The organism is Halomonas sp. BMC6, assembly GCF_964204995.1.
In the GTDB taxonomy this organism is placed as follows: Bacteria; Pseudomonadota; Gammaproteobacteria; order Pseudomonadales; family Halomonadaceae; genus Vreelandella.
Genome location: NZ_CAXNSH010000001.1, coordinates 3,635,002 through 3,653,720 on the forward strand (window position 1 = coordinate 3,635,002; position 18,719 = coordinate 3,653,720).

Below are 18,719 nucleotides of genomic sequence, written 5' to 3' on the forward strand. Positions count from 1 at the left end.
CCGCCCCGGTTATTCCGGAGACCGGTTTGTTTGAGTCAGGCAGCTTCACCCGACTCTTCCAGTTGATGATAATACGTCCTTTCTCGTTCTGCTGGTGGAACGTTTCCGATGGGTTCCAGCAGTCGGCGGTTGTTGAACCAGTCAACCCACTCCAGCGTGGCATACTCAACGGCATCCAGTCCCCTCCATGGGCCACGATGATGGATCACCTCCGTTTTGAACAAGCCGATGATGGTTTCAGCCAGCGCATTGTCGTAGGAGTCGCCGGTGGTGCCGACTGAGGCATTGATACCCTCGTCAGCCATACGCTCGGTGTAGCGGATCGAGAGATATTGGCTTCCCCTATCACTATGGTGGATCAACCCTTGTCTGTGTTTTCGTGCCCACAGAGCTTGCTCCAGAGCGTCCAGCACCAGTGCCGTTCTCATCGACGTCGCTACACGCCAACCCACGATACAGCGTGCATAAACATCGATAACGAACGCAACGTAAACGAAGCCAGACCAGGTAGCGACATAGGTAAAATCGGCCACCCAAAGCTGATTAGGACGCATGGCCGTAAAGTCACGTTTCACTAAATCAGGTGCCCGTTTCTGGCCGGGATCACTGATGGTCGTGAAGGGGCGTTGGCCTCGCACCACGCCGCGAATTCCTAGGCGGCGCATGAGCCGTTCTACAGTGCAACGAGCAACATTAACGCCTTCACGGCGGAGTTGCCGCCAGACCTTACGGGCACCGTAGACGCAGAAGTTTTCTTCCCACACGCGCTGAATCTCAGCGGTAAGAAACGCATCCTGTCGATACCGGTCTGCCCGCCGTTCAGGATCAGCTTCAAGTGCCTTGTGGTGGTAATACGTCGATGGGGCGATTGGCAGTTGACTACAAATCGACTCGACCCCGAACTGAGCACGATGCTCGTCGATAAATGACACCATCAATTGGGTTTGCGGTCGAGCTCCGCCTGGGCGAAAAAAGCAGCCGCCTTACGGAGAATTTCATTGGCACGCTTCAATTCGGTGTTTTCACGCTCTAGCTGCTTGAGTCGTTCATGTTCAGACAAGTTAACCGAGCTGTTTTCCTGCGTGAGTTCTGTGCGTTTGCACCAGGCTCTCAAAGTCTCTGGTGTACAACCGAACTTGCTGGCAATGGAGCAGATCGCCGCCCACTTGGACGGGTATTCGTCTTGCTGTTCAAGGACTAATCGAACAGCTCGCTCCCGGACTTCTGGGGAATATCGTTTTGGTGAGTTCATAACTCCATCCTCTCAAGATATGGAGTCTCCGGTAAAGCCGGGGCGGTTCATCACGGTCTCTTCTGCCTCAGCCTCAGAAGGGTTCCATTCGTGAGCGCATTCGGGGCAGATGAACAGGCTTTGATCCTGATAGACGAATTCGGATTGGCAATGGGGGCAAGGTGGGCACGACATGAATGATGACTTCTGTGGTTTGGTTTAGGCTGCTTATGATACTGAGCCTGTATACCCTTGGCGAATGCCTTCACGCCTGCCCAAGAAAGGAGAACCAGGATGAACAAACGTGACCTGGAAGCAACCTACCGTGATTACATCACCTGCCTCAATAATCAAGACTGGACGAACCTTGACCAGTTCGTGCATGACGATGTCCACCACAACGGCAGGCGCCTAGGGCTTGATGGTTATCGCGCCATGCTGGAAGCCGATTACGAGCAGATACCGGATCTTCACTTTAACATTGAGCTTTTGGCCGTTGATTCACCCCATGTCGCGTGCAGGTTGCGATTCGATGTCACACCCAAAGGTAGCTTCCTTGGCCTTGCGGTGGATGGCAAAAACGTGACGTTTTGCGAAAACGCGTTCTACCTGTTTAGCGATGGCAAGATTAGGGAGGTCTGGTCGGTCATTGATAAAGCCGCGATTGAGGCTCAGCTTGGTTAAACGTTGTGGTTATCTCCATTAACAAACGAATAGAGCAGAATATCGGATCGGTACGCCCAGCCTTGGTGGGCCTCGTTTTGTGACGATATTGGTCTAGAGAAGCGTTATCTGAGCCGTTTGACTGGCTACCTGCGCTCCTTGGATAGTCATTAACTTATCACCTGAACGACACAGCTTTGTCACTTAGGCGGGCTACCGTTGCATTGTAAGTCACAATAAAGTGAGCTTATACATTGCAGAAGGTGATCCAATGGAGCCTATTCAATCCTCTGACTTAATGCTCCGCATCGAGAAAATGGGGGTGACATATCCTGGGAATGTCCTCGCACTCCGCCCCACCACCGTCGATTTCCACAAAGGGGAGTTTACGGTACTACTCGGCCTTTCCGGTGCGGGTAAATCGACGTTACTGCGTTCTCTCAACCACTTGGTGCGGCCCAGCACTGGCAAAGTGATCTCGGCCGAGCTAGGTGCGCTCGAAACCCGGTCTACGGTACGCCGCCATCGGTGCAAAACCGCCATGGTTTTCCAGCACCATCAGCTCATTGAACGCCATACGGCGCTCCAGAATGTGCTGACCGGTCGGCTTGCTTACCACAGCACCTGGCGCAGTTTGTTTCCGCTACCCAGGCAGGAACAGGCGCTTGCTCTGCACTGCCTGGACCGCGTAGGCATGGCCGAGAAAGCGCTTACCCGGGTCGATCAACTCTCCGGCGGGCAGCAACAGCGGGTGGGCATTGCGCGTGCCTTGGCGCAGCAGCCCGCCATGATATTGGCGGACGAGCCAGTGGCCAGCCTTGACCCGGCAACCTCTGAGCGAGTGCTAACGCTACTGCGAGATATATGCCGTGAGGATGGTATTACCGCCATTATTTCACTGCACCAGCTGGAGTATGCCCAGCGGTTTGCTGACCGCATTATCGGGTTAGCGAATGCCCAAATCGTTTTCGATGCGGCCCCCTCACAGTTACAGCAACGCCACCTGAACGAGATCTACCACGGCACGCGCGGAGCTGTGACCGACGCCGCTGAGACCACCGAACCCAACCCTCAAACCACCACTCCCTCCCCGATAAAACTGGAGATTGCCCAATGAAACCGCTATTCAGCTTTTTCTTTGCCATCTGTCTTATGTTTGGAATCGCCATGCCGGCCTTGGCGGCGGACCCTGATCCAAATCCGGATCTATTAAAAGTCGCGCTACTCCCCGATGAAAACGCTTCTGAACTGATCAAACGCAACCAGCCATTGAAAGAGTATCTTGAAAGTACCCTTGGGAAAGAAATTGAGTTAATCGTCACCACGGATTACTCCTCCATGATCGAAGCCATGCGCTTTGGTCGCATCGACCTCGCCTACTTCGGCCCGCTCTCCTATGTGATGGCAAGAAGCAAAAGTGAGATCGAACCCTTTGCCGCCATGATTGTGGATGGCAAGCCCACCTATCGCTCCATCATTATTGCCAATGTCGATTCCGGCGTTGAGTCCTATGCGGATATCGAAGGCATGAAAATGGCCTATGGCGACCGTGCCTCTACGTCAAGCCACCTGATTCCCAAAACCGTGCTGCTTGAATCGGCGGGGCTGGAAGCAGGCGAGGACTATGAAGCCCATTTCGTTGGCTCCCATGATGCCGTGGCGGTGAACGTGGCCAATGGTAATGCGGATGCAGGCGGGCTATCGGAAGTGATCTTTGAGCACGTAATGGACCGCGGCCTGATAGACCGCAACCAGGTTAGGGTGTTGGGTCACAGCGGGGAGTACCCTCAGTACCCTTGGGCGATGCGTTCCAACCTGGACCCTGAACTCAAGCAGCAGATCCAGGATGCCTTCATCAGCATCGATGATGAAGAGATTCTGGACAACCTAAAAGCCGAAGGTTTCGCCGTTATCACGGACGCCGATTACGATGTGATTCGGGAAATGGGTAGTCTGCTCAACCTCGACTTCGGCAAGATGTAAGGGGGCATGATGAATCCGTCCAAAACAGTGCCGCCACCCCTTTCATCGCTTTCTCCTGACGCCGTGTTGGACGAACACGCCCGCGGCTGGCGGAGCAAGCTCTTCCAAGCGGGCTTGGTGCTGGCAGTGGTTCTTCTGGCGAGTTGGTATGTAGATCTGCTGGATTTTCGCACCCTGGCCAACGGGGTGCCTGCCATCGCTACCCTAATGGGAGAATCCCTACCGCCCGACTTTACCAACGCCATGGATTGGATAGCGCCGCTGGTCGATACCCTTGCCATGAGCATTGCCGGCACGGCGATAGCGGTCACTGCTTCCGTACCCCTGGCGTTCCTGGCCGCTCGCAATACCTCGCCCCACCCCGTGGTATTCCACGTAACCCGCACGCTGCTGAACGCTCTTCGCTCGGTGCCCGAGCTGATTATGGGCATTATTTTCGTTGCTGCCGTGGGGTTTGGCGCCTTACCGGGCGTGCTCGCGCTCGGCCTTCATTCTATCGGCATGGTGGGTAAATTCTTTGCCGAAGCGATCGAGCATGTCGACCCAGCCCCGGTAGAGGCCGCCAATGCCGCTGGCGCGACGCGATTACAGGTTCATTGGCACGCGGTGCTCCCGCAGGTGCTTCCGCAGTTTGCTGATGTCTCTATCTACCGCTGGGAATACAATTTCCGCGCCTCTACGGTGATGGGCATGGTGGGGGCTGGCGGGATCGGCTTCGAGCTAATGGGCTCTTTACGCGTCATGCAGTACCAGGAAGTCAGCGCCATCCTGATTGTCATACTCGTTATGGTGACGATGGTGGATAGCCTTAGCGGCCATCTTCGTAAGAAATTCAAGTAAGGAAATCAAATGAAACCAAGGGTTTTCATTACCCACCGGGTACACAACAGTGTGTTGGAAAGGCTGGAACAACACTGTGAAGTGATCACCAACCAGTCAGCCACTACCTTGACCGCCGCCGAGGTAAAGGCCCGCGCGGCAACCGCAGACGCCATGATGGTGTTTATGCCGGACCAGGTCAGCGAGGAATTTCTAGCGGGCTGTCCCAAGCTGAAAGTTATTGGTGCCGCCCTGAAGGGATACGATAATTTTGATGTGGAGGCCTGTACGCGTCATGGCGTTTGGCTGACCTTCGTGCCGGATCTGCTGACGGTGCCAACGGCTGAGCTAACCATCGGGCTAACCATTAGCCTAATCCGCCATGTCCGAGCGGCCGATGAGTACGTTCGTTCCGGCCAGTTCAAGGGATGGCAGCCCACGTTTTATGGGCTGGGGGTTGCCGGCGCGACCGTGGGTATCGTCGGCATGGGTCCCATCGGCCAGGCAGTGGCAACACGGCTCCAGGGGTGGGGCGCGAGCTTGCTGTATTCTCAGCCAGACGCCTTGCCCGCTGCTGAGGAGGCCGCGCTAGGCGTGGCGCGCAAGTCGCTTGAAGAGCTGCTCGGGCAAGCCGACATTGTCATTTTGGCCCTGCCGCTCAATAAACAAACCCTGCATACCATGAACACTGCGCGCTTGGCCCTGATGCAACCAGGCGCTTTTTTGATCAACCCATGCCGGGGTTCTGTAGTGCAGGAAGCTGCCGTTTTGGAAGCATTGGAGTCAGGGCAGTTAGGCGGCTACGCAGCGGATGTTTTTGAAATGGAAGATTGGGCTCGAGAGGATCGCCCGCAAGAGATTTGCCCCACCTTGCGAGCACATCCCAACACGCTATTTACGGCACACATTGGCTCTGCCGTCCAGGATGTGCGGCTGATGATTGAACAGCGTGCTGCCGACAACATTCTTCAAGCGTTACAAGGAGAATGCCCTCAGGATGCGGCTAATTCGCCCACTATCACTGAGACAACTCCATGCTGAACTTGGTCTGGCTGAAAAGTTTTACCACACTGGTTCAGCACCGACGTTTTCAGGCCGCCGCCCAAGCTCTCGGTATCGCACAACCCACGCTTTCACAGCACATTCAAAAGCTCGAAGAACAGCTAGGTGCCCTGTTGATACGCCGCAGTAAAACGGGTTGCGAGCCCACCAAAGCAGCCCTGGCGCTTATGCCGCTTGCGCTTAGTATGTTGCAACTGGACGAGCGTGCTCGAGAAGTCGTTAGCGGTACGCGTTTACGCGTAGGGGCAAGTTCCAACATCGGTATTTACATGCTCCAGCCCTACGTGAGCACGTTCAAGAACATTCCGGCGGTACCTGAGCTGGATCTTGTGATTGATAACAATCCTAACATTGCTAGACAACTGACTAGCGGCGAGCTGGATATAGCGGTGATGGAGTGGTGGCACCCGAAATCTGGCTTCCAGGCAATGGATTGGCGACAGGAGCCCGTGGTGTTAATTACTTCACCCGATCACCCCTGTGCGGAATGGCATGAAATAGACCGGAAAACCCTCGCAGGAATGAGCCTGCTGGGCGGTGAACCCGGAACAGGTACGGGCCGGTTGCTGGCGAGTTTCTTCGGCGAAAGAGGGCCGTTCCCGAAGGTTTCAATGCAACTGGGCAGTACCGAAGCGGTTAAACAGGCTGTCAAAGCAGGCCTGGGCGTATCACTGGTGCTGGCGGCTTGCGTCGAAGCGGAGATCCGAGCGGGCACTTTGTGTGCTATCCCGGTCAGTGATGCCGGGCTGGCCAAGAACCTGAGCGTCATCTGCCCGGAGACGCTTGCACGGCAACCACCAGTCTCCACTTTCGTTAGTCATATCTGTCAGTGAGAAGGGAGGGACTAGTGATGACTGCGGTGCACGCGGGATGCTAGAAGAATACACTTTTAGAGTGTGTCGCCTTTAAACGGCCCCCGCGTGCCCTTTCCAACCCGCTTTCGAACCAACGCCGCCGTGCGCTTAAGGTGCGTGTTGTTGGCTCACTGTCTTAGATGCTCGCTCAACGCGACGAGATCTTCAGCCACAAAATCCCACGCTTCTTCAGCTTCTAAATCTTTGCTCTGGTGGGGCCCATACTCGGTGCGCCGGGGGATAAACGCCGTTTTCATGCCCACTGCGCGGGCAGCACGCAGGTCAGCATTATGCGCGGCGCACAGCATTACCTCTTCCGGCGGCAGGCGTAGCAAGCGGCAAGCCCCTAAATAAACCTCTGGGTCAGGCTTGTAGTGCTCGAATAACTCGGCGCAAAAAATCATATCCCACGGTAGCTTGGCGTGACGGGCAACATCGACCATTAATGAGACATTACCGTTGGTTAGCGTGGCGATGATGCCGTGCTCTTTCAAGCGCTGTAGGCCTAGCGGTACATCCGGCCAGGGGTCTAATTGGTGCCAAAAGTGATTGACGCGATCAATGGTCGCTTCGTCTAGCGCTATGCCTTGTTGATCGAATAGTTTGACCAAGCTTTCTCGATGCAGCTCATCGAGTACCGTCCAGGGGATTTCCCCTCTGCGCACCCTGTCCATGGAAGGCGCATAAAGCTGCCGCCATTGGTCAGCCAGTTCTTCACTGAGTAGATCGATCCCCAGTTCTTTCTCAAGTCCCCTGAACTGATGAATCAAGCTGGATCGCCAATCAACAATAGTGCCAAATACGTCAAACACGATGGCTTTCATTCGTATCTCCTTGTTGGATGGTTATTGCTGACGGCGTCGTGAGGTGGCAAGAAGCATCCTGGGCTGGTTTAGGCTTTTTTCACAAAGTGGGCGGTCACCATCATGTCGCCGACGCCATCTACCTTACAGTCTAGTTGGTGATCCTTGCTGTCCATTAATCTCTTGATCACGGCTTTGGTGCCCACCTTGAGTACCAGTGAGCTGCCTTTGACCTTGAGGTCTTTGATCATCGTGACCTTGTCGCCTTCCGCTAACAGCGTGCCGTGGGCATCTTTTACCGTGACGGTGTCTTCCGCCTGAACCTCAGCAGGGTTCCATTCGTGGGCGCATTCGGGGCAGATGAATAGGCTTTGATCTTGATAGACGAATTCGGATTGGCAATGGGGGCACGGTGGGCATGACATAAACGATAACTTCTTTGGCTTGGTTTAGACTGCGTATGATACTGAGCCTGCTTACCCTTGGCGAATGCCCGCACGCCAACCAGTCTAGGGCTTGAGGGTTATCGCGCTATGCTTGAAGCCAATTATGAGCAGATACCGGACCTTCACTTCAATATTGAGCTTTTGGCGATTGATTCACCCCATGTCGCGTGCAGGCTGCGATTGAGGCTCAGCTCAGTTAAACGTTGTGGTTATCCCCGTTAACAAACGAATAAAGCAAAATATCAGATCGGTAGGCCCAGCCTTGGCTTGCCCAAAACCGCTGGGCGGCTTCGTTCTCAGGAAGAATCATCAGGTGTGATTTTAAAATACCTTCGTTCTTCAATGCTTCCAGGCAGAGGCTAACCAGCTGTGTGGCAATGCCTAATCGGCGGTGTGTATGTGATACCGACAAGTGCTGCACATAGCCGCGCTTGCCATCGTGGCCCGCCATGATGGTACCCACCAGCTCTCCTGCTCTCTCTTGGTTTCTATCTCCCTCTTTGCTCTCTCCTTCGCCTTCTAATTCGGCCACAAAACTCAGGCCGGGATTGCGCAGTAGGTACTTCTCGATGCCTTCCCGTGAATCGGCATCGCGTAGCCGCACGCCTTGGCTTTCGCTCCACAGGGCAATGGCGGCTTCGTAGTCGTTGATCGTCATGGTGCGGTAGCGCATCAGGCGGTTCTCATTGGGTGGCAACATCGTCTTGTTCGTTCTGCTCGGTAAGGTGGTTGAAGTGATCCTTCTGCTCAGCCCATTTCAGCAGCGCATCCAACGCGGGGCAGAGCGCTTGGCCCCACTCGGTTAGGCGGTACTCCACTTTGGGCGGCACTTGCGGGTACACCTTGCGCGCCACAATGCCGTCGGCTTCCAGTTGCCGTAGCTGCTGGGCGAGCATCTTTTGCGAGATGCCAGGGATCAGCTTTTCAAAATCGGAGTAGCGCTGCACGTTACCGTCGAAGAGGTGGAAGAGAATAATCAGCTTCCAGCGCCCTTCCAGCATTTTTAATACATCTTCCACTCCGCTGGCCGCGCTAGTGGGCGTGTAAATCCTTCTCATGGGTAAGCCACTTACCTTTTTGTGCGTTCTTGATAATCGGTAAGCCTAAGCAGAAGATCCTCGTACAGCAACCACGATGAGGAAGGCTTACCATGAGCGTGTCACTCTCCACTCCCATTGCCACCTATATCGCCATTAGCAACGGCGCGGATGATGCCCCACTGGCGGAGTGCTTTACCGCCGATGCTCGCGTGGTGGATGAAGGGCAAACCCACCAGGGCATTGCCGCCATTCGTGCCTGGTTACGCGACACCCGCCGCCAGTTTGAGTACCACGTGGCGCCCACCGACGTCTCTCGTGATGGCGACAAGATGGTGATTACCACCACCGTGACCGGCGATTTTCCCGGCAGCCCGGTGCAGCTGTTTCACCATATCGAACTGGCCGATGAACGCATTCAAAGCTTGGAGATTACCCCATGAACCTGCAGCTTAGCGGGCGTCGCGTATTGATCACGGGTGGCGGTAAAGGTGCGGGCGCGGCGGTGGTGGCGCTGTTTCGTGAAGAGGGCGCGCAGGTGCTAACCACCGCCCGTAACCGCCCCGCTGCCCTGCCTGAAGAGCTGTTCGTCGCCGCCGATCTCACCACGGCCGAAGGCTGCGCCACCGTGGCGGAAGCCGTGAAGGCGCGCATGGGCGGCATGGATATCATCGTGCACGTAGTGGGCGGCTCATCCGCCCCGGCGGGCGGCTTTGCGGCCCTAGGTGAAGACGAGTGGCAGCAGGAGCTGAACCTGAACCTGTTCCCCGCCGTGCGGTTAGACCGCGCCCTGCTGCCGGGCATGCTGGCCCAGGGTGAAGGGGTGATCGTTCACGTGACCTCGATTCAGCGGGAGCTGCCTTTGCCGGAATCCACCACCGCCTACGCGGCGGCCAAGGCGGCGCTCTCGACCTATAGCAAGAGTTTGTCGAAGGAGGTGTCGCCACAAGGGGTGCGGGTGGTACGCGTCTCGCCGGGTTGGATAGAGACGGAAGCCGCCGTTGCCTTGGCGGAGCGTCTGGCTGAGCAGGCAGGCACCGATTACGAGGGCGGCAAGCAGATCATCATGGGCGCGCTGGGCGGCATCCCGCTGGGCAGGCCTTCTACCCCGGCGGAAGTGGCGAACCTGATTGCGTTCGTGGCCTCGCCGCTGGCGGGCTCAATCACGGGCACCGAGTTTGTGATTGATGGCGGCACGGTGCCGGTGGCGTAGCGCTTGAGTCGGCGGGTATCTCAATTGGCGTTGGCGGGCGGCGGCTCCTAGACTGAAGCTTCGTTTCTCTTGAGATACCCGACCTATGCGCGTTTTTTCTAATCCGGTCGGTGCCGGTTCACTCTGGTTCGATAATTTGGTCACGGCGGATGGTGTGCCGGTGGCCTACGACCCCCAGGCGCGGGCGTTCATTCCCATGCCGCCCTTCTGTGCCAACCGCGACGTGATTGGCTGTAACTGGATTGCCCCGAAGCAGGGCGAGTTCTGCCGTGCCTGCGCGATGACCGCCCTGGCCCCAGACCCTTCCATTTCCGATGCGATACCCAACTGGGCACACACCGAGGCGGCCAAGCGCTGGGTGATCGATAACCTGGGCCGCTGGCACTGGTTTCGCCCGGAAGACCCCGGCGCGCCGCCGGTATTTCATATGCTGGCGGAAGGCGGAACGCCTGTCCCTATGGGGCACGTGGGCGGCGTGGTAACGATCAGCGTGGCGGAAGCGGATGCCGTGGTGCGCACCACCCGCAAAGAGGCGTTGGATGAGCCTTACCGCACTATGATTGGCCATATGCGCCATGAAATTGCCCATATGCTCTGGTGGCGGCTTAGCCTGCGGGAGGATTTTCTGGCGGCCTTCCGCGAGATGTTTGGCGATGAGCGGGAGGATTACCCGGCGGCCTTGCAGCGCCACTACCAAAACGGCCCGCCGGCGGATTGGCAAACGCGCTTTCTCTCCACCTATGCGTCTTCCCACCCCCACGAGGATTGGGCGGAAACCGCCTCGCACCTGCTGCACCTAACGGATATCACCGACAGCTTCGTATCCTCGGGCATGACGTCACCCGCGCTACCGGACGACCACAACTGGGATGCCTACGCTGAACCGGATTCAGAGCGGCTGATTCATATTGCAGCATCCTTAGTGGCGGGCGTGAACCATGTAAACCGTTCGATGGGGCTATCGGATCTCTACCCGTTTGTGCTTTCCGAAGTGGCGCTGCGCAAGCTGGCGTTCGTTCACGACTGGCTGCGGCGTGGGGCGCAAGGGCTGTAAGCCAGCCCTGGCGCTTCGCTTGATGCGGTTTAGTGAAGGCCTAGCGCCTCAATCACCGCTGCGACCCGTTGGCGTGCTTCCCCTTGCAGGGTGTTCAACGGTTGGGGTAGGCAGGGGGCGCTAACGCGCCCGGTGAGTTCGGCAATGGTCGCCGCCACCCGCAGGCTGCCGCCATAGTCGTGATACAGCGCCCAGAGCGGTGCTAAGGCGTCTGAGCGGGTTTGAGCCTGTTCGGCGTCGCCCGCTTGGGCGGCGCGTGTTAGCGCCAGCGCTAATTCTGGGTAGAGCCCGCCCATCACCGAATACCACGCCTCGCAGCCTGCCAGCAGGCCCGTCGCGGCGGCGGGGTCGCCGCTGATGCCGATGGTTACATCATCAGGAATCAGCGCCCGCAGCCACGCCACGCGGGCTTTGGCATCTTCAAGGTTGTTGGGCACTGGCGGAATTTTGATTGAGCGCACCTGGGGCAACTCGGCAATGCGCCCGTGCAGCTCGTCGCTGAACGTGAAGTGGGTGGTGCCGGGGTTGTCGTACACGCACAGCGGCACGCTGATGGCGCGGCTGACGGTACTGAACAGGTTGAACACGTCGTCATCTGTCAGCTTTTGGTACGACACAGGCGCTAACAGCAGCCCGCTCGCTCCGGCCTGCTGGGCGTGCTCGGCATTGGCCAGCACATCGCGGGTGCGCAGCGCGCCAATGCCTACTACCACCGGCACCCCCGCCGCACTCTCCACACTCAGCTTGGCCACCCGCGTCCGCTCTTCCACGCTTAAATAAGCGTAGCTACCGGTAGAACCCAGCACGCCAATGGAATCCACCTGCGCTTGGGCCAAACGGGCCACGAGCTGGGTAAACTCCTGCTCGTTAATGCCTTGCTCATTCATGGGGGTTAGCGGAAACGCACTCAGGCCGGTAAACATGGGGGTGTCCTTTTTGGGGAGTTATTTCACGAGACGGCTACTCAAGACTACTGCCCAAAGCTAAGGCCCAAGCGCAGCGCTTGCAGGCTATCGAGCTGTACCGTGACCTCATCAGAAAACAGCGGGTGGCCTTGTAGCTGCATGTTGACCGCTGCTTGAGAGCCACGGTAGCCAAGCGTGACGGCCACATAGGCGCTGTCACTCACTGGGGCCAGCCAATCGTACTCGACGTTATCCACACTCACCGACGACAGCCCACGGGCTTCTAACTGCTCCGCGACTTCCTTCTCAACCACCACGCCGTAGTAAAAATAGAGACCTGCGTAGCCCAGCCCCAGCAGTACCAGCAATGAAAAGAGCTTGCCCATTATTTGCCTCTGTTTGTGGTCATTTGCACGATAGGTGATGGATTACATCCGGCGCTTTAGCGACGCGTAGACTTTGCCTTTGTCACGCTTACCCACAGCAATAACGTAGATAAACAGTTCATCATCCACTACTTCATAGACCAGACGATAGCCTACGCTTCGAAGCTTTATTTTATAGCAGGCATCGAAACCACTGAGTTTATCGGCAGGCACACGTGGGGTTTCTAGCCTTTCAGCCAGCTTCTTTTTGAACTGTTGTTTGACGGGTGGGCTAAGCTTTTCCCACTCTTTCAAGGCCGCGGGCAAAAAGCGTAGCTTATAGGTCATCCAGTGATACCGTGACGGCCTTGTCTTTATCGGCGCGACGCTCTTCAACTAGCTTGGCCAGCTCGTAGTCTTCCAGCATCTCCATCATCGCCTCATAAGTTTCTACAGGGACAAGGTAAGCGGCGGGCTTGTTGTGATTCAACACAGCAATGGGGGCACCGCTTGCCTGGCTCAGCAGTGCCGAAGGGTTTTTCTTTAGCTCAGAAATACTGACCGAAAAGTTAGCTAATACTTGGTGCATGGAAACCTCCTGAAGCCATAAAAAAGCTCCTTTTCTAGCCCTCATATTAGCTCTTTTTTTGCAACTACTCCAAGCGTTCGCTGTTTACATTCACTGCTCAACGATGCGATGCCTAATGTCTACACCCTCTCACACTTTCCGCAAGTTCTTTCACCAGCCCATGCACCCGCGTCACAGCGTCATCACCGCTGCTGGCGTGTTCGATGCAATCTACCAGCGCAGAGCCCACGACCACGGCGTCGCTGAAGCGGCCAATGGTGGCGGCCTGTTCGGCGGTGCGAATACCAAAGCCTACGGTGATGGGCAGCGGCGTGTGTTCGCGCAGCTGATTAACGGCGCTTTCTAAACGCTCCGGTGTGGGGGCGCTGCCGCCCGTCACCCCCGCCACGGAAACGTAGTAGATAAACCCGGAAGCGTTGGCCAGTACTTTGGGCAGGCGCTTGGCATCGGTGGTGGGCGTGGCGAGGCGGATAAAATCGATGCCGTGCTGAGCGGCAGGCTGGCACAGCTCTTCGTCATGTTCGGGCGGTAGATCTACCACGATCAGCCCGTCTACCCCGGCCTTGGCGGCATCGGTTAAGAAGCGCTCGACGCCATAGCAGTAAATCGGGTTGTAGTAGCCCATCAGCACGATGGGGGTGGTGCTGTTCTGCTCACGGAACTGGCGCACCATCTCCAGCGTTTTGGCTTGGGTCTGGCCGTTTTCCAGCGCTCGCAAGGCGGCTTTTTGTATGGCGGGGCCATCGGCCATGGGGTCGCTGAACGGCATGCCGAGTTCGATGATATCCACGCCTGCTTCCGGCAGCCCGTGCAGCAGGCGGCGGGAGGTCTCGGCGTCCGGGTCGCCAGCGGTAAGGTAGCTGACCAGCGCGGGGCGGTTTTGTTGCTTGAGCGCGGTAAAGCAGTGTTCAAGACGAGAGGTGCTAGTCATGTCGTTCTCCTGTATCGCGCTCATACGTTTTTTACTCCGAACTTATCCCCCAGATGATGGGCCACGCTCATCATGTCTTTATCACCACGGCCACTTAGGTTGACCACCATCAGGTGCTCGCGGGGAAGTGTCGGCGCGCGCTTAGCCACTTCCGCCAGGGCGTGGGCAGTTTCTAGCGCGGGGATGATGCCCTCTTGGCGGCAGCAGATTTGGAACGCTTCCAGCGCTTCGTCATCGGTGGCGGAAACGTACTCGACCCGCCCTTGCTCGTGCAGCCAGGCGTGTTCGGGGCCGATACCGGGGTAGTCCAGCCCTGCGGAAATCGAGTGAGCGTCGATAATCTGACCATCTTCGTTTTGCAGCAGGTAGGTGCGGTTGCCGTGTAGCACGCCGGGGGTGCCGCCGTTCAGGCTGGCGGCGTGCAGGCCGCTGTTGACGCCTTTGCCGCCTGCTTCCACTCCCACCATGTGAACGCTGTCGTCATTAATGAACGGGTAGAACAGGCCCATGGCATTAGAGCCGCCGCCCACGCAGGCAATCAGCGAATCCGGCAAACGCCCCTGTTTTTCGAGCATTTGGGTGCGGGTTTCGTGGCCAATGACCGCTTGGAAATCGCGCACCATGGCTGGGTACGGGTGCGGGCCTGCCACAGTGCCAATGATGTAGAAGGTGTCGTCGACGTTCGTGACCCAGTCGCGCAGCGCTTCGTTCATGGCATCTTTCAGCGTGCCGGTGCCGGAAGTGACCGGCACGATCTCTGCGCCCAGCAGCTTCATGCGGAACACGTTGGGCTGCTGGCGTTCGATGTCGGTGGCGCCCATGTAAATCACGCAGGGCAAACCAAAACGCGCAGCCACGGTAGCGGTGGCAACGCCGTGCATGCCTGCGCCGGTTTCCGCGATGATGCGCTTTTTGCCCATCTGCTTGGCCAACAATACTTGACCAATGCAGTTGTTAATCTTGTGCGCGCCGGTGTGGTTAAGCTCTTCACGCTTGAGATAAATGCTCGCGCCGCCGAAGTGCTCGGTGAGCCGCTCGGCAAAGTAGAGCGGGCTAGGGCGGCCGACGTAATCACCCTGAAAATAGGCGAGCTGGCGCTGAAACTCCGGGTCGTTTTTGGCGGTGGTGTACTCATCCTGCAGCTCAAGAATCAGCGGCATCAGGGTTTCAGCGACAAAGCGGCCACCGAAACTGCCAAACAGCCCGTTGGCATCGGGTAGGCTTAAAGGTTTGTTCATCACGACCTCTGCGTTTTGGGTGCGATTTAGGGTTGTGATGACGTTAGCGCAGGCAGGCGGGAAGAAAAATCGATAAGATGGCATCAACCTGTGAGTTTTACGCAACTATTGAAAGAGACACCCATGCAACACAGCCTGCCGCCCTTAAGTGCTCTGCGCGCCTTTGAAGCCACCGCCCGGCTAGGCAGCGTGACCGCCGCCGCCGATGAGCTAAGCGTGACCCACGGCGCGGTAAGCCGCCAGCTAAAGAGCCTGGATGAGCATTTTGGCGTGGCGCTGTTCGCCAAAGCCGGGCGGGGCCTAGTGCTCACTCACCACGGTGAACGGTTGCAAAGCGGCGTGGGGGGAGCCTTCGCTAAACTCAGAGATAGTTGCACCCGGCTCAAGCATGAGGTGGAAGAAGCGCCGTTTACCCTGGCCTGCCCCGGCAGCCTGCTGGCCCGCTGGTTGATTCCCCGTTTAGACCGCTTAAACCAGGCGCTACCGGAGCTAAAACTTCAGGTGGTAGTGAGCGATTCTGAGCAGCCCGGCCAGCCGGAGACCAGCGCAACGCTGGCCTTTTTCGAGCCTCCGTGGCCTGACGAGGGCGAGCTGATTGAGCTGATGTCTGAGGAAATTTGCGCCGTGGCCAGCCCACGTTTGGTGGATGGGTGCGATGCCGCTCATCCCGCATCGCTGTTTACCAACAAGCTCCTTTACACCGCCTCACGCCCCCAAGCGTGGCCCCAGTGGGCAGACGCCCAAGGGCTGGAAACCGCCGCGTTGGAAACGGCCCTCCAACAGGGCCAAGGCTTTGCGCATCTTTACTACCTCATAGAGGCTGCCGTGGCGGGCCTAGGGGTCGCCATTGCCCCGAAGCTACTCGTAGAAGATGATCTGAAAAGCGGACGACTTGTCGCCCCTTGGGGCAGCATCGAAACCCCGGCACAGCTCTGCCTGTGGCTACCCAAACACGCCAACGCCCGCCGCAGCGAATCGCTGGCTGATTGGTTACGCAAGGCTTTGGAAGGCTAAAGCCCTACCCGGTGCGGGTACACCACAAACGCTAGCTTGTTGCCATCCGGGTCGCGGACGTAGGCGGCGTAGAAGCCTTCGCCGTACTGCGGGCGAAAGCCCGGTGCGCCTTCGTCGCTTCCGCCGCTTTCCAGGGCGAGCTGGTGCAGCGTGTCGACTTCTTTGATGTCGGTGAATTGAAAGGCGGTCATGGTCCCGTTGCCCACGGTGGCGTCGTGGCCATCGAAGGGATAGCCCACGAAGTACTGGGGTACGTTGACATCGTCCGGGTCGCCAAACGAGACACCGCTATCGTCCTGCCAGCAAATATCCAGCCCCATGGCATTGAACAGCGGCGTATAAAATTGCAGGGCACGCGCTAGGTCTTGGGTTCCCACCATTGTATAAGCCAGCATACGGTTCTCCTTATCGCGCTTGGTCCCCCTAGGTTATGCCATAACGCCAAACAGTCGGCCAATCAGCGACGTCAACGCCATGGCCAGCGCTCCCCAAAACAGCACACGCAGGGCGGCAGTTCGCACCGGAGCGCCGCCCACTTTGGCAGCCAGCGCGCCCAGGAGCGCCAAGCACGCTAACGAGGCCATGGCCACCAGTGGGATCAGCAGCACCGAGGGTGCCCACCAAGCGACGAGCAGCGGCAGCAGTGCCCCCAGGGTAAACATCGCCGCCGATGAGAACGCGGCCTGCAACGGCCGCGCTTGGCTGACAGTAGTGATGCCGATTTCATCGCGGGCATGAGCGCCCAAGGCATCTTTTTGCATTAGTTGATCGGCCACTTGACGGGCTAGATCTGGCGTTAATCCTCGCTCGACATAAATAGCGGCCAGTTCCTCTTTCTCGTCGTCGAAATGGTGATCTAACGCTTTTCGCTCCATGGCCAAATCGGCGCGCTCGGTATCCGATTGCGAGCTGACCGAGACATACTCCCCCGCCGCCATCGACATGGCCCCCGCGACCAACCCCGCAAGCCCCGCCAACACGATCTCATTTTGCGCAGTTGACGCCGCTGCCACCCCTAAAATCAGGCTACTGGTGGACACGATCCCATCGTTGGCACCAAGCACGGCGGCTCTTAACCAACCTGAGCGATGAGAGCGGTGATGTTCTTGATGGGTCATGGCTATCCTATCCGTTGGATGAGTGACGTGGCGCTGATGTCTCATCGGCCCTCTTTTTAAACTAGCAGGTTATGACCCGACCGCAGCAGGCATATTGTCTGCCTCCCCCTCACGCCGCGCAGTGACTGGCTCCCTCACTTCATTTAGTGGGATGGCGAGCCGCTCATTGCTGCCTGCCCCACAACTTCGTGCGTTTGTCATGTGAGGCGAGTAAGGTCATTACACTTACCTACTTTAAGGAGTGATGACGTTGCGCTATTTATGGACCACCACCTTCACTCTGCTGGCCAGCACTTCCTCGTTGGCCCTGGCAGCCGACGCCACCCCGCTAGCTGAACAACTCGATGATCTGAATCGCTTTCAGGTCATTGCTCACCGAGGGGCCAGCGGGCACGCCCCGGAAAGCACGCTGGCCGCTTATGAGCTAGCCCACCGCTGGGGGGCGGATTACCTGGAATTGGATGCACAGCTCAGAGCCGATGGCGAGGTGGTGCTGTTTCACGATGGCACCATCGAGCGCACCAGTGACGGTGAAGGGCATATCCACGATTACACCTTGGCCGAACTGAAAGCGTTGGATACCGGTTCGTGGTTCCATGAAGCCTATCCTGATCGCTTGGACGAGGATTATCGCGGCGCGCAGATCCTGACGCTCGATGAGCTCTTCGATCATTTCGGCCATACCACCCGTTACTACATCGAAACCAAGTCTCCCGATCTCAACCCTGGGTTGGAAGAAGCCCTGGTGACGCGTCTGGAAGCCTACGACATGATCGAGCAAGGCCGCGTCCTGGTGCAGTCCTTCGATCAGGAGAGTTTGCTGAAAGTGCGCGACCTGAACCCAGACATACCGCTCATTCAACTGTTGTGGTACTCCCCCAGCGAGCAAGATAACGCCACTTTCACCGAGTGGAACGACATCACGCCGGGGGCCGACACGATCCGTGACGAGGATTTCGAGCGCATTGCTGAATACGCCGTGGGGATTGGCACCAATGCCGCCTACCAGGGCCAACCCGTGATCGATGCTGCGTTTGTTCGTCAGGCACAGGCAAATGGCCTGCCGGTTCACGTGTACACCATCAATGAACAAGAGGACATGAAGCGTTTGATGGCGCTGGGCGTCAATGGCCTGTTTACCGATTACCCTGACCGCCTGCTGGAACTGGTAAACGAATAAGCCGGAAAGTGAGTGGCAACGTTGATACGCCGCAGCGCAAGGGCGCTTGGGGTGATGTAAATTACCCTAAGCGCCCTGTCACTTTTTGCCATTTTTTGTTGCTTGCGTTACGTAAAAAAGCCGATAAGCTCTTTTCTCTAACTCATCTTTTTGGTTGATCGCCGTAAGGGAGAAACGTCATTCACTCATTCACAGCTAACGTGTGGGCCACCCC

25 protein-coding genes, 1 pseudogene and 1 other annotated feature are annotated in these 18,719 nt (G+C 57.4%); of the genes and pseudogenes, 12 read left to right on the forward strand and 14 right to left on the reverse strand.

What is annotated here, in order from left to right:
- Window positions 1-35 precede the first annotated feature (35 nt).
- Window positions 36-1,252, reverse strand: a protein-coding gene (locus tag AB6K10_RS17505; RefSeq protein WP_339119452.1) for an IS3 family transposase whose coding sequence is annotated in 2 segments (ribosomal slippage) — window positions 36-967 and window positions 967-1,252 — 1,218 coding nt in all. Because the reading frame shifts where the segments join, the coding sequence is not laid out codon by codon here.
- Window positions 861-977 (reverse strand) — a sequence feature (AL1L pseudoknot). It overlaps the preceding gene by 117 nt.
- A gap of 51 nt (window positions 1,253-1,303) precedes the next feature.
- A pseudogene (locus tag AB6K10_RS17510) lies at window positions 1,304-1,426 on the reverse strand (alkylphosphonate utilization protein); the annotation flags it as partial.
- Window positions 1,427-1,525: 99 nt separating this feature from the next.
- Between AB6K10_RS17510 and AB6K10_RS17515 the strand changes: the two are divergent.
- From AB6K10_RS17515 to AB6K10_RS17540, 6 genes are all read left to right on the forward strand, one after another.
- Complete coding sequence (locus AB6K10_RS17515; protein ID WP_022522627.1) at window positions 1,526-1,915, forward strand: ester cyclase; 390 nt, start codon at window positions 1,526-1,528, stop codon at window positions 1,913-1,915.
- Between the two features lie 250 nt (window positions 1,916-2,165).
- Entirely contained in the window at window positions 2,166-3,011 is an 846-nt protein-coding gene (gene phnC / locus AB6K10_RS17520; RefSeq protein ID WP_022522626.1) for a phosphonate ABC transporter ATP-binding protein, read from the forward strand.
- Window positions 3,008-3,877: a phosphate/phosphite/phosphonate ABC transporter substrate-binding protein gene (gene phnD, locus AB6K10_RS17525; RefSeq protein WP_022522625.1), complete on the forward strand. Its 870-nt coding sequence runs from the start codon at window positions 3,008-3,010 to the stop codon at window positions 3,875-3,877. Before phnC ends, phnD begins: the two co-directional genes overlap by 4 nt.
- Window positions 3,878-3,886: 9 nt before the next feature.
- Window positions 3,887-4,717, forward strand: a complete 831-nt coding sequence (gene phnE / locus AB6K10_RS17530) for a phosphonate ABC transporter, permease protein PhnE (RefSeq protein WP_027960098.1) — start codon at window positions 3,887-3,889, stop codon at window positions 4,715-4,717.
- Between the two features lie 9 nt (window positions 4,718-4,726).
- A complete protein-coding gene (locus AB6K10_RS17535; protein ID WP_022522623.1) occupies window positions 4,727-5,737 on the forward strand; it encodes a phosphonate dehydrogenase in 1,011 nt (336 codons plus the stop codon).
- Window positions 5,731-6,591 (forward strand): LysR family transcriptional regulator, encoded by an 861-nt coding sequence (locus AB6K10_RS17540; RefSeq protein ID WP_009287603.1) that lies wholly within the window; start codon window positions 5,731-5,733, stop codon window positions 6,589-6,591. Before AB6K10_RS17535 ends, AB6K10_RS17540 begins: the two co-directional genes overlap by 7 nt.
- Before the next feature lie 149 nt (window positions 6,592-6,740).
- On the opposite strand, the gene AB6K10_RS17545 is transcribed toward AB6K10_RS17540, so the two are convergent.
- On the reverse strand, window positions 6,741-7,436 hold the full coding sequence (locus AB6K10_RS17545; protein WP_044628438.1) for a haloacid dehalogenase type II: 696 nt from the start codon (window positions 7,434-7,436) through the stop codon (window positions 6,741-6,743).
- 68 nt (window positions 7,437-7,504) lie between these two features.
- The gene (locus tag AB6K10_RS17550; RefSeq protein WP_044628437.1) at window positions 7,505-7,840 is read right to left on the reverse strand and encodes a zinc ribbon domain-containing protein YjdM; all 336 of its coding nucleotides are present in this window, start codon (window positions 7,838-7,840) and stop codon (window positions 7,505-7,507) included.
- Between the two features lie 57 nt (window positions 7,841-7,897).
- Between AB6K10_RS17550 and AB6K10_RS17555 the strand changes: the two genes are divergently transcribed.
- Complete coding sequence (locus AB6K10_RS17555; RefSeq protein WP_228168641.1) at window positions 7,898-8,083, forward strand: ester cyclase; 186 nt, start codon at window positions 7,898-7,900, stop codon at window positions 8,081-8,083.
- Here the strand turns inward: AB6K10_RS17555 and AB6K10_RS17560 are convergent.
- Both AB6K10_RS17560 and AB6K10_RS17565 read right to left on the reverse strand, forming a co-directional pair.
- Window positions 8,058-8,561 carry a GNAT family N-acetyltransferase gene (locus tag AB6K10_RS17560; protein WP_339119453.1) on the reverse strand — a complete coding sequence of 168 codons (504 nt, stop codon included), beginning with the start codon at window positions 8,559-8,561 and terminating at the stop codon, window positions 8,058-8,060. The genes AB6K10_RS17555 and AB6K10_RS17560 overlap by 26 nt on opposite strands.
- The gene (locus tag AB6K10_RS17565) at window positions 8,545-8,919 is read right to left on the reverse strand and encodes a helix-turn-helix domain-containing protein (RefSeq protein WP_339119454.1); all 375 of its coding nucleotides are present in this window, start codon (window positions 8,917-8,919) and stop codon (window positions 8,545-8,547) included. Before AB6K10_RS17565 ends, AB6K10_RS17560 begins: the two co-directional genes overlap by 17 nt.
- 92 nt (window positions 8,920-9,011) lie before the next feature.
- On the opposite strand from AB6K10_RS17565, the gene AB6K10_RS17570 reads away from it, so the two are divergent.
- From AB6K10_RS17570 to AB6K10_RS17580, 3 genes are all read left to right on the forward strand, one after another.
- Window positions 9,012-9,341: a nuclear transport factor 2 family protein gene (locus AB6K10_RS17570; protein WP_339119455.1), complete on the forward strand. Its 330-nt coding sequence runs from the start codon at window positions 9,012-9,014 to the stop codon at window positions 9,339-9,341.
- Window positions 9,338-10,111: an SDR family oxidoreductase gene (locus AB6K10_RS17575; protein WP_339119456.1), complete on the forward strand. Its 774-nt coding sequence runs from the start codon at window positions 9,338-9,340 to the stop codon at window positions 10,109-10,111. Before AB6K10_RS17570 ends, AB6K10_RS17575 begins: the two co-directional genes overlap by 4 nt.
- Before the next feature lie 85 nt (window positions 10,112-10,196).
- Window positions 10,197-11,165 carry a putative zinc-binding metallopeptidase gene (locus tag AB6K10_RS17580; protein WP_339119457.1) on the forward strand — a complete coding sequence of 323 codons (969 nt, stop codon included), beginning with the start codon at window positions 10,197-10,199 and terminating at the stop codon, window positions 11,163-11,165.
- 29 nt (window positions 11,166-11,194) lie between these two features.
- Here AB6K10_RS17580 and AB6K10_RS17585 read toward each other — a convergent pair whose 3' ends face one another.
- The 6 genes from AB6K10_RS17585 to trpB all read right to left on the reverse strand — a co-directional run bounded on the left by AB6K10_RS17585 (window position 11,195) and on the right by trpB (window position 15,193).
- Window positions 11,195-12,088 carry a dihydrodipicolinate synthase family protein gene (locus tag AB6K10_RS17585; protein ID WP_339119458.1) on the reverse strand — a complete coding sequence of 298 codons (894 nt, stop codon included), beginning with the start codon at window positions 12,086-12,088 and terminating at the stop codon, window positions 11,195-11,197.
- Between the two features lie 47 nt (window positions 12,089-12,135).
- Window positions 12,136-12,456, reverse strand: coding sequence for a hypothetical protein (locus tag AB6K10_RS17590; protein WP_253018019.1), 321 nt, complete (start codon window positions 12,454-12,456; stop codon window positions 12,136-12,138).
- Window positions 12,457-12,498: 42 nt separating this feature from the next.
- Window positions 12,499-12,783, reverse strand: coding sequence for a type II toxin-antitoxin system RelE/ParE family toxin (locus AB6K10_RS17595; RefSeq protein ID WP_089675540.1), 285 nt, complete (start codon window positions 12,781-12,783; stop codon window positions 12,499-12,501).
- The gene (locus tag AB6K10_RS17600) at window positions 12,773-13,024 is read right to left on the reverse strand and encodes a type II toxin-antitoxin system Phd/YefM family antitoxin (RefSeq protein ID WP_062372637.1); all 252 of its coding nucleotides are present in this window, start codon (window positions 13,022-13,024) and stop codon (window positions 12,773-12,775) included. Before AB6K10_RS17600 ends, AB6K10_RS17595 begins: the two co-directional genes overlap by 11 nt.
- 112 nt (window positions 13,025-13,136) lie before the next feature.
- Window positions 13,137-13,955, reverse strand: coding sequence for a tryptophan synthase subunit alpha (gene trpA, locus AB6K10_RS17605; protein WP_339119459.1), 819 nt, complete (start codon window positions 13,953-13,955; stop codon window positions 13,137-13,139).
- A 20-nt stretch (window positions 13,956-13,975) separates the two neighbouring features.
- A complete protein-coding gene (gene trpB, locus AB6K10_RS17610; RefSeq protein WP_285263098.1) occupies window positions 13,976-15,193 on the reverse strand; it encodes a tryptophan synthase subunit beta in 1,218 nt (405 codons plus the stop codon).
- A 123-nt stretch (window positions 15,194-15,316) separates the two neighbouring features.
- On the opposite strand from trpB, the gene AB6K10_RS17615 reads away from it, so the two are divergent.
- Complete coding sequence (locus AB6K10_RS17615) at window positions 15,317-16,207, forward strand: LysR family transcriptional regulator (protein ID WP_339119460.1); 891 nt, start codon at window positions 15,317-15,319, stop codon at window positions 16,205-16,207.
- Here AB6K10_RS17615 and AB6K10_RS17620 read toward each other — a convergent pair.
- Window positions 16,204-16,602 carry a VOC family protein gene (locus AB6K10_RS17620; RefSeq protein ID WP_339119461.1) on the reverse strand — a complete coding sequence of 133 codons (399 nt, stop codon included), beginning with the start codon at window positions 16,600-16,602 and terminating at the stop codon, window positions 16,204-16,206. The genes AB6K10_RS17615 and AB6K10_RS17620 overlap by 4 nt on opposite strands.
- 33 nt (window positions 16,603-16,635) lie before the next feature.
- Window positions 16,636-17,325, reverse strand: coding sequence for a VIT family protein (locus AB6K10_RS17625; RefSeq protein ID WP_253018011.1), 690 nt, complete (start codon window positions 17,323-17,325; stop codon window positions 16,636-16,638).
- Window positions 17,326-17,605: 280 nt separating this feature from the next.
- Between AB6K10_RS17625 and AB6K10_RS17630 the strand changes: the two genes are divergently transcribed.
- The gene (locus AB6K10_RS17630; RefSeq protein ID WP_368473631.1) at window positions 17,606-18,505 is read left to right on the forward strand and encodes a glycerophosphodiester phosphodiesterase; all 900 of its coding nucleotides are present in this window, start codon (window positions 17,606-17,608) and stop codon (window positions 18,503-18,505) included.
- Window positions 18,506-18,719 lie beyond the last annotated feature (214 nt).